Below are 13,622 nucleotides of genomic sequence, written 5' to 3'. Positions count from 1 at the left end.
AAGGAGACGAGCGATGTGTCTTGCGGTTCCAGGAAAGGTGCTCAGCGTCAACGAACGCGACGGCACGCTGATGTCGGAGGTCGACTTCGGCGGCGTCCACAAAGACGTGTGCCTGCAATACATCCCGGACGTGGCGGTCGGCGATTACGTCGTGGTGCACGTCGGGTTCGCGATCCAACGACTGGATGAAGAATCCGCATTGCGGACGCTGGCCGAGTTCGAACATCTCGGCGTACTGAAGGAGGAGTTCGGCGACGGTTTCGCGATCGCGGCGAAGCAGGCCGGACTCGACAACCCCGAAGCCCCGCAGCCCGGGGCGAGCAATTCCGACGCATCCGCAGCGGGCGCGACCGTCGACGACCAGGAGGCGAAGTCATGAAATACCTGGACGAATTCAGCAATCCCGAGCTTGCACGGCACCTGCTCGACCGTATCCGCGCCACCACGAGCCAGCGGTGGTCGATCATGGAAGTGTGTGGCGGACAGACACATTCGATCATCCGCCACGGCATCGACCAGCTGTTACCGGATCAGATCGAGATGATCCACGGGCCGGGTTGCCCGGTATGCGTCACACCGCTGGAAGTAATCGACAAGGCACTCGAGATCGCCGCACGGCCGGGTGTGATCTTCTGCTCCTTCGGCGACATGCTGCGGGTACCCGGCAGCCACAAGGATCTGTTCCGGGTCAAGAGCGAAGGCGGGGACGTGCGGGTGGTCTACTCGCCACTGGACGCGCTGGAACTGGCCAAGAACAATCCGGATCGGCAGGTGGTGTTCTTCGGCATCGGATTCGAGACCACAGCACCAGCCAACGCGATGACGGTGTACCAGGCCCGACGGCTCGGCATCGAGAATTTCTCCCTGCTGGTCTCCCATGTCCTCGTCCCGCCCGCCATCGCGGCGATCATGGAGTCGCCCAGCTGCCGGGTCCAGGGATTCCTGGCCGCCGGACATGTCTGCACGGTGATGGGCACCGGCGAATACCCGCCGCTGGCCGAGAAATACAAGGTTCCGATGGTGGTCACCGGATTCGAACCGCTGGATATCCTCGAGGGCATCCGGCGCACCGTGCTCCAGCTCGAACAGGGACGCCACGAGGTCGAGAACGCCTATCCACGCGCGGTGGCCGCAGCCGGGAATCCAGCGGCCAAGGCGATGCTCGAGGACGTCTTCGAAGTCACCGACCGGGCGTGGCGCGGCATCGGCGTAATCCCCCGCAGCGGGTGGCGGCTGTCGCCGCGCTATCGGGAGTATGACGCCGAACATCGTTTCTCTGTCGGGGATGTGCACACCGCGGAGTCTTCGGTATGTCGTTCCGGTGAGGTGCTCCAAGGTTTGATCAAACCGCACGAGTGCGCCGCGTTCGGCACGACGTGCACTCCGCGAAACCCGTTGGGGGCCACTATGGTTTCCTCCGAAGGCGCGTGTGCCGCGTATTACCTGTACCGGCGCCTCGATCTTCCCGCGGAGGCCGCCCATGCCTGAAACCAACGGCAGCGGGGCAGCCGCATCGCCCCCGGTCGACATCGATGGCTGGGTCTGCCCCATGCCGCTGCGCGACGCCCCCAATATCGTGATGGGGCACGGCGGCGGCGGTGCGATGTCGGGCGAGCTGATCGAGCACCTGTTCCTGCCCGCGTTCGGCGCGGCCGCCGACACCGAACTCGGCGATTCGGCGGTGCTGACCCTCGACAATGTGCGGCTGGCGTTCTCCACCGATTCGTTCGTGGTCAAGCCGCTGGTGTTCCCCGGCGGCTCGATCGGTGACCTCGCCGTGAACGGCACCGTGAACGATCTGGCGATGTCCGGTGCCCGACCGATGGCGCTGTCCACCGCGTTCATCCTCGAAGAGGGCACCGCGCTGGCCGAGATCGCCCACATAGCCGAAGCCGTCGGCACCGCCGCGCTCGCGGCCGAGGTCCGGCTTGTCACCGGCGATACCAAGGTCGTCGACGCCGGGCACGGCGATGGCATCTTCATCAATACCGCGGGCATCGGACTGGTGCCAGCAGGCGTCGACATCCGTCCCCAGCGGGCGAGACCCGGCGATATCGTGCTGGTCAGCGGTGAGATCGGACTGCACGGTATCGCGGTGCTGAGCTGCCGGGAGGGCCTCGAGTTCGGCACGACTCTGTGCAGCGATACCGCACCGCTGCACGGCTTGGTCGCGGCGATGCTCGCCACCGGAGCGGATGTGCATGTGATGCGCGATCCCACGCGCGGCGGAATGGCCGCCTCACTCAACGAGATCGCCCGCGCCGCTAGCGTCGGCGTCGAACTCGACGAACGGGCGATTCCGGTACCCGTCGGGGTGCGCGATGCCTGCGGGTTGCTCGGTCTCGACCCGCTGTATGTCGCCAATGAAGGCAAACTCGTCGCATTCGTACCCGCCGCGGACGCCGACCGTGTCCTCGACGCCATGCGTGCGCATCCGCTCGGTGCCCGCGCGACGATCGTGGGTCATTGCGTTGCCGAGCATCCGGGAATGGTGGTGGCCCGCACCGCCCTCGGCGGTACCCGTGTCGTCGACCTACCCGCAGGAGAACAACTTCCGCGAATATGTTGAACACGGCGGGTAGTCCGCCGAACGAGTGGAAAAGATGGGACCGTGGGGATGGCGACAATCACCACGAGGCTGCGAGATACCTGGGCCGGACTCGACGGCGGACAGCGTCGCAGCATCCTCGGCATGGCAGCAACGATCGTCACACTGCACATCGTGGGATGGGGGACGCTGCTATCGCTGGTCGTACCGGACGGCTACGAGGTGGACGGCGCGATATTCGGCGTCGGGCTCGGCGTCACCGCCTACACGCTGGGTATGAGACACGCCTTCGACGCCGACCATATCGCGGCGATCGACAACACCACCCGAAAACTCGTGGCGGACAAGCAGAAACCGCTCGCGGTCGGCTTCTGGTTCTCCTTGGGCCACTCCACCGTCGTCTTCGTTCTCGTCGGGCTGCTGGCCCTCGGAGTTACCGCGCTGGCGCGGAACCTGCAAGACGAGGACTCGCGATTGCAGCGGTGGACCGGAGTATTCGGGACATCGGTCTCGGGCACCTTCCTGATCCTCATCGGACTGCTGAACCTGACCGCGCTGATCGGGATTTGGCAAGTCTTGCGCGCTATGCGACGCGGCGGCTACAGCGAAGAACAACTCGAGCGCGCACTGGACTCCCGTGGCCTACTCAACCGGGTCCTGGCGCCGGTCGTGCGCGCGGTGCGCAAGCCGTGGCAGATGTATCCGGTAGGGGTGTTGTTCGGGCTCGGATTCGACACCGTCACCGAGGTGGGTCTGCTGGTGATCGCCGCAGGCGCGGCCGCCACCGGGCTGCCCTGGTACGCGATTCTCGTTCTGCCCGTTCTGTTCTCGGCGGGCATGTCGCTGTTCGACGCGCTGGACGGCGCGTTCATGAACTACGCCTACGGCTGGGCTTTCGCCGGACCGATCCGCAAGATCTACTACAACATCGTGGTCACCGGGCTCTCGGTCGCGGTGGCGCTGCTGATCGGTGTCCAGGAGCTCATCTCCATCCTCACCGAGAAACTCGATGTCACCAATGGGGTGCTCGCCTGGATCGGCGGCCTGGACCTCGCCACGATGGGCTTCATCATCGTTGGCCTCTTCGCATTCACCTGGGCCACCGCATTCGCGATCTGGCATTACGGCGACATCGAAAGCCGGTGGAGCGCAACGCTATCGGAGGAATCGACCTGATGGACGGTGTGGAGATGTTCGCGCGCTACGCGTACGCGCCCAACCACCTCGGCTACTGCGGGCCCGAGCACACCGCGGCCCTGCGTGAACGCGATGGCGAGCGGGTGCGCATCCTGGCGCGCGGCTTCTCCGGCGCATGGCCCTACCTGCGGGCCATGTCGCGCATGACCGGCATTGCCGACCCGCTCGATGAGCGACTGGTCGCATCCTATTGGCTGGGTGGAGGCATCGGCGCCGAGCTGGACGGCCCCGAATTCCTTGCCGAATTGCTGCGACTGATCGCCCCGATCGCGGGTGTGTACTGGTCCCATCTGGGACCCGACCTCGCCCCGGAAGCGGCCGCGAACCACAGCTTCCACGTCTTCGGTGTCTACCCGTGGACCAGGCTGCTGGCCGCCATCGGCGGCGACCAGCCCTTGGAAATCCTCGACAACTGCCGCATCACCGCCGCGACGGTACTCGATCGCCACCGCGACGACCTCACTGTCGCGACCCGCCGGTTGCGCTGGGACGGCGCACACCTGGCACTGTCGGAGACGATACGGCGCACCATCCCGGTGTGGACCGACGGCTACGCCGCGCTACCGGATGCGGCGCCAGGGGACGATATCGCGCTGCACTGGGGACAGCCGTGCGGGCAGTTGACGGCCCAGCAAGTCGACGATCTGATCGACAGCACACAACGGCAACTGCGCGTGACGAATCGACGTTTGGCGGCAGTCCCCCACTGATGTTCGTAGCGCCGTGAGTATGCGAGCTCTCGGATCAGGCTCTTGTTCAGTGTGGTACGAGGAGTTCGACCGATCGGCCACCGCATGAGAACCCCACTGGCACAACCCAGATCGAGTATCGAAAGACCGCTCAGTGGAGCAGGAGATCCTTGTAGGCCTCGAGGATGCCGCGGATGGATGGCGTCACGAGCAGCTCTCCGTCCAGGGGTGCCCACACGTAATCCGCGTGGGCGGACAAGACGATCGGGCTCGTGGCCGCCACTTCAACGGCGAAATGCAAGCGCCGCACCGGCTTTCCGGCCGGCGACAGGTAGTCGAAATCGCCGATGTGGTGGCCGATGCCGGTGACGGTCAGACCGGTCTCTTCGCGGACGCCGCGAATCAGTGCGGCGGAGACCGATTCGCCCGGTTCCACGGTGGCACCCGGAAGCTTGCGGGTGAGTGGGAGCGGCCCTGTGCTGTGGGCCTCCAGTAGCAGAACTTCCCCACCTCGGTCGATGATCGCACCGACGCGCAGGCCGACCCCATCACGTTCGCCGCGCGGAAGCGCCTCATCGAACATCGACACCGACATCGGCGGACTCACCAGCCTTCGGTCGTGCGGACGCGCCGCATTCGGGTGAAAGCAATCATCCCAATATTAACCTGCAGGCCTGCCGCACGACAGCAGGCATCAGAGGTGCGTTCGCGCAATTGATTTCGCCCGGTTGCACGCCGAGGAAGCGAACCGCCCCGGTTTTCAACCAGATCGGTTTCAAGTGTTGAACGCCCTGGTTTCACTCCGACCTGACGCCATGCTGGGGTTCGCACTACCACTGTGCGGAACCTCGGCCCACGACGATGTCCCGCTTCGCCTCGACCGCCGCGCCAGGCCTGTGCGTCGGCGACCGGTCCTCGCCCCCGCGCGCTGCGGACGACGAATCCGGTCGAACACAACGCTGGCCGATCCAGCGGTTGTGGGCGATCCCAAGCCGGTGCGGCGGCCCCTCGATCTCGCCCGGTCCGGAACCCACACTCACTTCGATCGGGTACAGCGAATATTGGCTACCGCTTGTCGGTAGCTCGATATTGTCTGCTTCTGTATCGTCATGGCTGCACTTACCGTCGGGTGAGGGGCGTTTCGACGCGAACGGCCGCGCAGCGAATGGTGCCGGGAGGGTTCGAAGTAGTTCGTTTGGGTCCACGAAGTGTTGTCGCACAACGGTAGCTCGGAATGAACGACGGAGAGGGGCGTAGGTGGCAACAGCTGCGCAATTACGAGCAGTGCTGGCGGTATTGCAGGCCGACGTAGAGCACACCGCTTCCGGCTGGTCGGCCGATCCGCCAGTCGACCGCGCCGAACTAGCGGGTCGGCTACACGGCTTGATCAGTAGTGAGCTGCGGGACTTGGTAATCCAGGCGCCTCTCGGGCAGTACATGGGCCCCTGGTCGATGGCCGCGACCGCGGAGCAAGACGCCGTGGGCGATGTATCGGCGCAGGCACAGTTCGACGCGCGGTGGCTGCGTCACAACATCGCCACACTCGCCTCCCGAAATGCCCCGACTCCCGTGCCAGCGCTATTGGCTGCCGCGGTTCAGGCCGTGGATGCCGCGACGACTTTGCTCGCGCTGGCCCGCGATCCCCGCGGGGAGGGCAGCCAGGCGGCGTGGCAGGCGGTCATCGATGACCTCGCGATCGCATTCCACCTGGTCAACGACGAACACACGGCCGTCACGCAGCCGATCCGCTGACCGGTGGCATCGGATAAGCACCGGTTCCGGGCGCACGATCGACCGACCGGAACCGGTGACGATGTCAGTCGCCGTCGGGGATGTCGGTATAACGCTGCAGGTACAGTTGCTCGCCCAGCTTCTCGATCAGGTCGAGTTCGGTCTCCAGGTAGTCGACGTGCGATTCCTCATCCTCGAGGATGGACTCGAAGATGCGCGCGGAGGTGACATCACCGCGCGAGCGCATCAGCTCGATACCGCCGCGCAGCCGATCCACCGCCTCCATCTCGATCTTCAGATCCGCCCGCAGTTGTTCGGGGACGGTCTGGCCGATGCGCAGCGGGTTCAGCTTCTGATAGTTGGGCAGACCCTCCAGAAAGAGGATGCGATCAGTCAGCACCTCCGCATGCTTCATCTCATCGATGGACTCGTGGCGGGTGTGCTTGGCAAGTTTTGTGAAACCCCAGTTCTCCTGCATTTTGGCGTGCAGGAAGTACTGATTGATGGCCGTCAGTTCGGCTGTCAGCTGCTCATTGAGCACTGAGATGATTTCCTTATCGCCTTCCATGAATGTGATCGTGTCACAGCTCACAACCGGCGAATCGGTAAGGACGGCCTATCGTGTCGGGCTATGCCGCGGGCGCCTCGATGGCTTGGGCAGGGGCCGCGCAGGCCCGGCCGACCAGCTCCGAAAGGCGACGGGTGCAGCTACCGCAGCCGGGCTTCCAACCGCACGCCTTTTTGACCTGCGCGGTCGAGCTGGCGCCTGCGGCGACACAGCTGTGCACATCCGACTCGGAGACGGCGTTGCAGATACAGACGTACACGGATGCCTCATTGTGCGAGCGGGACACTTCACGAGGTTAGCCTCATCTAAAGAGGTAAGCCTCCCCTAATGTATAGCACCCTCATGCCGATTCTTGTCAATAGCCTCTCGGCACTATTCGAGGCCCGTCATGAGCCACCCTTACCTGATGCCGCGGACGAGTCGGGCTGTCCGAAGAGGACGCGCAGTTGCTGTATCGCCGCATCGAACAGTTCTGGCGCCATGCTCATCGGCGGCATCGGACGCGGAATCGAGGAGATCTTTCACCCTGCGGCCGAGGAAGGATAGGAGTCGGCCGGCCCTTGCTGCGGCAGGAACCGGCCTTGGATGTGGCGCGGGACTACATGCCCATCATGGACCGCAGAAAGTTCACGGCCATCCAGAACATATCCATCATCATGACGATCTCACCTTCTTCGCTACCAGCCCTCATAACCCGCCATACCCAGCGACATGACAGTTACGCAAAGACTCACCAGTCGACCGGCGCGCGGAGTCCCCTGCGCACGCCGTCACGAAGGGACGGGCACGGCCGAAAGCCGGGTCCGGGCCGTCTCGTACTCCTCGATGAGGCGTTCGATGACGGCAGCCGCCGGGCGCACCGCGTCGACGCAGCCGATGCCATGACCGGCACCCCAAACATCACGCCATGCCTTCGCATCCTTCGCACTGCCACCGGCGAAATTCATTGCCGCGGAGTCGGATCCGGGAAGCGCGTCGGGGTCGAGTCCGGCGGCGATGATGCTGCCACGCAGGTAGTTGCCGTGCACACCGGTGAAGAGGTTGCTGTAAACGATGTCCGAGGCGGTCGAATCGACGATCATCTGTTTGTAGTCGGGCGCCGCGTTCGCCTCGTCGGTGGCGATGAACGTCGACCCGATATAAGCGAAGTCGGCTCCCGCCGCCTGGGCTGCCAATACCGAGTTGCCGTGTGCGATCGATCCGGACAGCACCAGCGGTCCATCGAACCAACTCCGGATCTCCTGGATCAGGGCGAACGGCGACTGGGTTCCGGCATGACCGCCCGCGCCCGCTGCCACGGCGATGAGTCCGTCCGCGCCTTTGTCGACGGCCTTGCGGGCGAAGACATTGTTGATCACATCGTGCAGCACGATGCCGCCGTAGGCGTGGATGCGGTCATTGACCTCGGGCCGAGCACCGAGCGAGGTGATCACGATGGGGACGCGGAATTCCTCGACCACTGCCAGATCGTGGTCGAGCCGGTCGTTGGTCTTGTGCACGATCAGGTTCACGGCATACGGCGCACTCGGGGTGTCCGGATGTTCGGCATCGAATTCGGCGAGTGCCTCGGTGATCCGGGTGAGCCAGTGCCGGAGTTCGGATTCCGGCCGCGCATTGAGTGAGGGGAACGATCCGACTATGCCCGCGGTCGACTGGGCGATCACCAATTCCGGATTCGACACGATGAACATCGGGGACGCGATTACGGGCAGACGCAGTCGGTCACACAGAACGGGCGGCACGCTCATGGAATCTCCTCGAACACGGCCGGTAGTCGGGAATGCACTGCTCGGGGCGGCCGCGATAGAAATCAGGATACTTTATTACACCCGGGAACCGCGGATGCTGTACCGAATCCCCGAATATCCGCAGGTTCCAGCACCGCGCCAGTGCTGCGGTGTAGCGCGCTGGGCAATGCTCACATCAGTGAATATCCGCCGTCGACCGTAATCGTGGCGCCCGTGACGTAGGCCGAGGATTCGGCGGCCAGGAACAGATAGATGCCGGGCAAGTCGGCGGGAGTTCCCCAACGCCGGAGGGCGGTATGGCCGACGATATCGTTCTCGCGCTCGGCATCGCGGTGCCAGTGCGCTCCCATCCCGGTGTCGAACCAGCCGAGCGCCACCGCATTGACGGTGATCGCACGTGGTCCGAGTTCCTGTGCCAATGCCTGGACAAGTGCATGGGAACCGCTCTTGGAGGCCGCGTATGCGGACAGTCCGGCACGCGGCCGCTGACCGATGACCGAACCCGTGACGATGATCCGGCCGCCCTCCCCCATCACCGCCGCCGCCGCACGCGCGCCGAGGAAGGTCCCGGTCAGGTTCACGTCGATGATGTCGCGCCAGACGGCGGGCTTGGTCTGCGTCACCTCCGAAACCTCTGGTGACACACCGGCATTGCAGATCCACACGTCGACGCCGCCGAAGCGTTCGACCATGCGTTCGGCGACGGTGTCGTTGAACTCGTCGTCACGGACATCGCCGGCGCACACCAACGGGTCACCCCGCAGGGAGTCGGCCACTTCGCGCAGCGCGTTTTCCGATCGCGCGACCACTCCCAGCTGCGCCCCCGCGGCATCGAAGGCGGTCGCGAGCACCTGCCCCAGGCCGCGTCCGGCGCCGGTAATGACTACACGTCGCCCCGATACGTCGGCATGCCCCATACCCATTGCATCTCACCGTCCATCCACCGATAAATTCTTCGACCGGTCGGTACACTCAACCGTGAACGTAGCACATCAACGGAGGCATCGAATAGTGAGCAGCAATCCAGCACCCGCAAAGGTCGGGCTCGAGCCACACCCCGTCGACGAGCGACTGGCCATCCTGCGCATCGAGCGCCATCCGGTGAACGCACTCGACCAGGAGATGTGGGATCTGCTCGAAACCGCCGCGGCGGAACTGCACAGCAGCACCATCTATCGGGCGGTCGTGATCACCGGCGGCGAACACTTCGCGGCCGGTGCCGACGTGAAGGAGATGCGCGGCCTGTCCTCAGCGGCGTTCGGTCGACGAAACCGCGTGCTGCAACACGCATTCCATGCCCTGGCGACGGCTCCGCAGATCACGATCGCGGCGATCAACGGCTACGCGCTGGGCGGCGGCTGCGAGCTCGCACTGGCCGCCGACTTCCGCATCGGCGGTCGCGGCGCGGTCCTCGGCCTACCCGAGATCACGCTCGGGATCATGCCCGGCTCCGGTGGGACGCAACGCCTTTCGCGGATTATCGGAATAGCCGGCGCGAAGGATCTGATCCTCACCGGACGCCTGGTGCGCGCGGAGGAGGCCTTGCGCATCGGCCTCATCGACCAACTACTCGACGACGCCGATGCGTTCGACGCCGCCGTAGCGCGAGGCCTCTCCTACGCCCGCGGCCCGCTCGCACTCAGATACGCCAAACAGGCGATCGATGACGGCTTCGGCATGTCGATCGAGGACGGGCTGGCACTGGAGGCCGACCTGATCACCCGATGCTTCGCCAGTGCGGACGGACAGCACGGCCTGCGCAGCTTCGTCGAGGACGGCCCGCGCAAGGCCACCTTCCAGGGCCGCTGACTTTCATTGTATGTACTGACCGATTGGTCTAAAATACGGTGACCGGGGCCACCGATCGACAATGGAGTACGACAGGAGTCGCGAATGAGTGAGTTGAGTTTCGAGGGCCGCGTTGCGGTGGTTACCGGCGCGGGTCGCGGCATCGGGCGAGCCCACGCCCGGCTCCTGGCCGAACGCGGAGCCAGTGTCGTCGTGAACGACCTCGGCGGATCGATCGAGGGCGAGGGCGCCGACACCACAACGGCCCAGGCGGTTGTCGACGGCATCATCGCGGCGGGCGGTTCGGCCGTGGCCGACGGCAACGACGTCTCGACACCGGCCGGAGCCCAGGCGATCATCGACACTGCGGTGGACCGGTTCGGCCGCATCGATATTCTGATCAATAACGCGGGGATCGTCAGGTACGCGGGGCTGCCCGATGTCGACCTGGACAATGTCGAGCGGCACCTTGCCGTACATCTGCTCGGCTCGTTCAACACCATGAAGGCCGCGTGGCCGCATTTCCTGAACCAGAGCTACGGCCGGGTCGTGCTGACCACCTCTAGCGGCATCTTCGGCATGGACGTCAACCTGCCGTACGCGACGGCGAAGGCGGGCCTCATCGGCCTGGCGCGCAGCGCGAAGCTGGCGGGTGAACCGCACGGGATCAAGGTGAATCTGCTTGCGCCCGCGGCCTATACCCGCATGGCCGGTGGCGATCCCGATAGCGACGAGAATGCCGCGGCTGCCGCCGCGGTCATGCCATCGGAGTCGGTGGCTCCGATGGCCGCCTTCCTGGCGCACGAAAACTGTCCGGTCAACGGCGAGATCTACACTGCGGGGGCGGGCCGCTTCGCGCGGCTGTTCCTCGCTTCAACCGAAGGGTATCTGGCCCCGGGCCCGGCCACGATCGAGGAAGTCGCCGCGCACTGGGCGACGATCAATGACGAGACCGACTACTACGTGCCGACGGACCTGATGAATTGGTCCGCCACATTCCTGAAGCATCAGTTCGCTCAGATGACACAGAGTTAGGCAGCGGCCCGTCGCTTGCCGCACCCTGTAGGCAAGCGACGGGCTTGCTCGCTAGTGATCGAGCCCCTTCGCGAGCAGCACACCGAGCACGGAACGGCCATGCGCCAGTTCGGCTTCGGCCGCCGACTCGTCGACCCGCTCGACCAGGATTCCATTCAAAAAGATCTCGCAATAGAAGCGAGCGAGCTCGTCCACCTTCAGATCCGCGCGTCGCCCCACCCACTGATACGTGTAGTTGTGCAGGTTCAGGTACGCGAGTGTGGTCAGCTCCAGATCCCGAACCCGCAGCTGGCCTTGCCGATGCCCGTCGGCGAGCACATCGCGGATCTGCGATTCGAAACGCTGGCGCTTGGCCCGGAATCGAGTGCGGTATTCACCCTGCAGTTGGTGGTGCTCGTGCAGAAAGACCCACACATGATCTTGTCGGTGCACGATCTGGCGCAGTAGCGATTCCGAGAGCAATCGCAGCCGGGTCCGGAAACCGATATCCAGCCGGACGATCGCCGAAGCCTCGGTGAGCAGCGGATCCATTACGCGGTCGTGGATCTCGGCCAGCAACTCTTCCTTGGAACCGATGTAGTAGTACAGCGCGCCGCGGGCCAATCCGGCGGCGGTGCCGATATCGGCGACCCCGGTGCTCGCATAGCCGTTCTTCGAGAAGAGCTCGACTGCCACATCCACCACTTGCTCCCGCTTGCGGTGGTAGCGGGCGGTTTTCGCGCGTTCGGTACGCGTGGTAGGCATCGCCGCGCTCCCTTCCATCGAACGACAACAGTTCGGTGCAGGTCAGGCTTCGCGCCTCACCTGCACCGAACCGAACCCTGGATTCCGGCGGCCCGCGTCAGACGGTCGCGACCGGGGTCAGCGGGCTGCCCATCGTGCCGGGCAGGCGCAATGGCGGCGCAGTCAGCAAGAAGCGGCTGCGCTGATGTTCGCGCAGCCAGGTCGCCAATTCCTCGGTGTACCACAGTTCACCGAGCGGGATGCCGAGCTTGAACAGGCACAGGTTGTGGATCGGCAGCAGCGTGTGCGGGGTCTCGCTGTCCGGTGCCCAGCCCTCGACCGCGTAGTTGTCCGAGACGAGCGCCGAGATCTGCGATTCGGCGATCCACTCCAACAGCGACTCATCCGTCGCATCGAGGTAGGGATACATGGCCTGGACCTCTGGGCCCGGATTCTTCTCCCAGGCGAGAACCTGGGTGGCGAACCCGGTGTGCAGCAGCAACATGTCGCCCGGTTCCACGACGACATTGTCCTTCGCCATGATGTCTTCGAGCATCTTCAAATCGACCGGCTGCCAGTCGCTCCCGAGGTGCGACACGTCGATCAGGACGCCGCGGCCCTGCATGCCGTGCGCGGCCATGTGCTCGCAGCCGAGGTGCTTGGCGAAGGAGACACTTCCGCTGCCGTCACCCTTGGCGTCCTGCTGCGGACCGACGATATCGGTCCCGGGGCGAAAACCGTTGTAGTACACCGGTTCCGCGACACCGTCACCGTCCGCGTCGAACAATGCGCCCTGATGCGCCAGCGAGTCCCACTGCGTCGAATACTGCAGCCAGAGCGTCACCACGTCGTCGCTCCACAGATCGATGAAGCTCGGGGCGATCTTGTCACGCGCGACGACGTTGTAGAAGGTGTCCTGGTTGTGCGCCAGATCCTCGGTGGGTCGCAGGATCGGCGGATACCGCCGCTGGTTCAGCGCGGTACCGCCCGGATAGTCCAGCGGTAGGCTCAGGCTGAAGGTGATGCCGTGTTCGACCTCGCGCACCCCCTGCAAAACCTTCTCCGGGGTGAGCAGGTTGACCCGCCCCAACTCATCGTCGTCGCCGAAATCGCCCCAGTTCGAGCCGGGCGGGCGTTGCTTCCACCGTTTGGTCACGGGTTGCTCCTATCTCTCACATCACGTAGGTGGTCTTGCGGTGCTGGAACCGCCACGCGCCGTCATCGCGACGCAGGGTGTCCTCATAGCGGCCCGCGATCAGCACGGCCCAACCCGATTCGCCGCGCTGCAGGAAGACCAGGTCGCTGCTGGCGGTCGCCGCATCCTCGGACCAGGAGGTGATGACGGTGTTGGCCACCAGGTGCCGCTGCGGTTGGGTCGGCAGCAATCCGGCATAGACCTGACGGATGGCTTCGTGGCCCTCGAAGGTGCCGACGCCCATGATCTCGCTGACACCATCCGGGCTGAACAGCGCGACGATATCGTCGGTTCGCCCGTCATCGAGCGCATGCGCGTATGCGGCGATGGCGGTGTGGACCCCGTGCGCGACCTGCGCCTGGGTGGACTCGCTCATTGATTCTCCAAAGATGTTCTGCTT

16 protein-coding genes are annotated in these 13,622 nt (G+C 64.8%); 8 read left to right on the top strand and 8 right to left on the bottom strand.

The features are described 5' to 3' along the window. The first annotated feature begins 13 nt into the window (after positions 1 to 13). The 5 genes from ACIBG0_RS01725 to ACIBG0_RS01705 are packed head-to-tail and all read left to right on the top strand — an operon-like array spanning position 14 to position 4,455. Entirely contained in the window at positions 14 to 379 is a 366-nt protein-coding gene (locus ACIBG0_RS01725; RefSeq protein WP_397028287.1) for a HypC/HybG/HupF family hydrogenase formation chaperone, read from the top strand. Next, positions 376 to 1,488: a hydrogenase formation protein HypD gene (gene hypD, locus ACIBG0_RS01720; protein WP_397028285.1), complete on the top strand. Its 1,113-nt coding sequence runs from the start codon at positions 376 to 378 to the stop codon at positions 1,486 to 1,488. Before ACIBG0_RS01725 ends, hypD begins: the two co-directional genes overlap by 4 nt. Continuing rightward, entirely contained in the window at positions 1,481 to 2,569 is a 1,089-nt protein-coding gene (gene hypE, locus ACIBG0_RS01715) for a hydrogenase expression/formation protein HypE (protein WP_397028283.1), read from the top strand. The genes hypD and hypE overlap by 8 nt, the downstream gene beginning before the upstream one ends. Positions 2,570 to 2,617: 48 nt before the next feature. Further along, a complete protein-coding gene (locus ACIBG0_RS01710) occupies positions 2,618 to 3,724 on the top strand; it encodes a HoxN/HupN/NixA family nickel/cobalt transporter (protein ID WP_397028282.1) in 1,107 nt (368 codons plus the stop codon). Further along, positions 3,724 to 4,455, top strand: a complete 732-nt coding sequence (locus ACIBG0_RS01705; protein WP_397028280.1) for a DUF6390 family protein — start codon at positions 3,724 to 3,726, stop codon at positions 4,453 to 4,455. Before ACIBG0_RS01710 ends, ACIBG0_RS01705 begins: the two co-directional genes overlap by 1 nt. Before the next feature lie 130 nt (positions 4,456 to 4,585). On the opposite strand, the gene ACIBG0_RS01700 is transcribed toward ACIBG0_RS01705, so the two are convergent. Then, positions 4,586 to 5,041 carry an NUDIX hydrolase gene (locus ACIBG0_RS01700; RefSeq protein ID WP_397028278.1) on the bottom strand — a complete coding sequence of 152 codons (456 nt, stop codon included), beginning with the start codon at positions 5,039 to 5,041 and terminating at the stop codon, positions 4,586 to 4,588. Positions 5,042 to 5,691: 650 nt separating this feature from the next. Between ACIBG0_RS01700 and ACIBG0_RS01695 the strand changes: the two genes are divergently transcribed. Continuing rightward, a complete protein-coding gene (locus ACIBG0_RS01695; RefSeq protein WP_397028276.1) occupies positions 5,692 to 6,186 on the top strand; it encodes a hypothetical protein in 495 nt (164 codons plus the stop codon). Between the two features lie 64 nt (positions 6,187 to 6,250). Here the strand turns inward: ACIBG0_RS01695 and bfr are convergent, their stop codons facing one another. The 4 genes from bfr to ACIBG0_RS01675 all read right to left on the bottom strand — a co-directional run bounded on the left by bfr (position 6,251) and on the right by ACIBG0_RS01675 (position 9,404). Beyond that, positions 6,251 to 6,733 (bottom strand): bacterioferritin, encoded by a 483-nt coding sequence (bfr, locus tag ACIBG0_RS01690; protein WP_397028275.1) that lies wholly within the window; start codon positions 6,731 to 6,733, stop codon positions 6,251 to 6,253. A 61-nt stretch (positions 6,734 to 6,794) separates the two neighbouring features. Beyond that, on the bottom strand, positions 6,795 to 7,019 hold the full coding sequence (locus tag ACIBG0_RS01685) for a bacterioferritin-associated ferredoxin (protein ID WP_397028274.1): 225 nt from the start codon (positions 7,017 to 7,019) through the stop codon (positions 6,795 to 6,797). A 484-nt stretch (positions 7,020 to 7,503) separates the two neighbouring features. After that, positions 7,504 to 8,481: an NAD(P)H-dependent flavin oxidoreductase gene (locus tag ACIBG0_RS01680; RefSeq protein ID WP_397028273.1), complete on the bottom strand. Its 978-nt coding sequence runs from the start codon at positions 8,479 to 8,481 to the stop codon at positions 7,504 to 7,506. Positions 8,482 to 8,651: 170 nt separating this feature from the next. Then, positions 8,652 to 9,404 carry an SDR family NAD(P)-dependent oxidoreductase gene (locus ACIBG0_RS01675; RefSeq protein ID WP_397028271.1) on the bottom strand — a complete coding sequence of 251 codons (753 nt, stop codon included), beginning with the start codon at positions 9,402 to 9,404 and terminating at the stop codon, positions 8,652 to 8,654. A gap of 88 nt (positions 9,405 to 9,492) precedes the next feature. Between ACIBG0_RS01675 and ACIBG0_RS01670 the strand changes: the two genes are divergently transcribed. After that, positions 9,493 to 10,290 carry an enoyl-CoA hydratase/isomerase family protein gene (locus tag ACIBG0_RS01670; RefSeq protein WP_397028269.1) on the top strand — a complete coding sequence of 266 codons (798 nt, stop codon included), beginning with the start codon at positions 9,493 to 9,495 and terminating at the stop codon, positions 10,288 to 10,290. An 84-nt stretch (positions 10,291 to 10,374) separates the two neighbouring features. Then, positions 10,375 to 11,304: an SDR family NAD(P)-dependent oxidoreductase gene (locus ACIBG0_RS01665; RefSeq protein ID WP_397028267.1), complete on the top strand. Its 930-nt coding sequence runs from the start codon at positions 10,375 to 10,377 to the stop codon at positions 11,302 to 11,304. Between the two features lie 51 nt (positions 11,305 to 11,355). Here the strand turns inward: ACIBG0_RS01665 and ACIBG0_RS01660 are convergent, their stop codons facing one another. From ACIBG0_RS01660 to ACIBG0_RS01650, 3 genes are all read right to left on the bottom strand, one after another. Continuing rightward, positions 11,356 to 12,048 carry a TetR/AcrR family transcriptional regulator gene (locus ACIBG0_RS01660; protein ID WP_397028265.1) on the bottom strand — a complete coding sequence of 231 codons (693 nt, stop codon included), beginning with the start codon at positions 12,046 to 12,048 and terminating at the stop codon, positions 11,356 to 11,358. A 97-nt stretch (positions 12,049 to 12,145) separates the two neighbouring features. Then, positions 12,146 to 13,183 (bottom strand): cyclase family protein, encoded by a 1,038-nt coding sequence (locus ACIBG0_RS01655; RefSeq protein WP_397028264.1) that lies wholly within the window; start codon positions 13,181 to 13,183, stop codon positions 12,146 to 12,148. A 16-nt stretch (positions 13,184 to 13,199) separates the two neighbouring features. Further along, entirely contained in the window at positions 13,200 to 13,598 is a 399-nt protein-coding gene (locus tag ACIBG0_RS01650; protein ID WP_397028262.1) for a nuclear transport factor 2 family protein, read from the bottom strand. Between the last annotated feature and the right edge of the window lie 24 nt (positions 13,599 to 13,622).

Origin of the sequence: Nocardia sp. NPDC050630 (assembly GCF_044457245.1) — a bacterium.
In the GTDB taxonomy this organism is placed as follows: Bacteria; Actinomycetota; Actinomycetes; order Mycobacteriales; family Mycobacteriaceae; genus Nocardia.
This window is presented reverse-complemented; position numbering and strand designations above follow the sequence as displayed.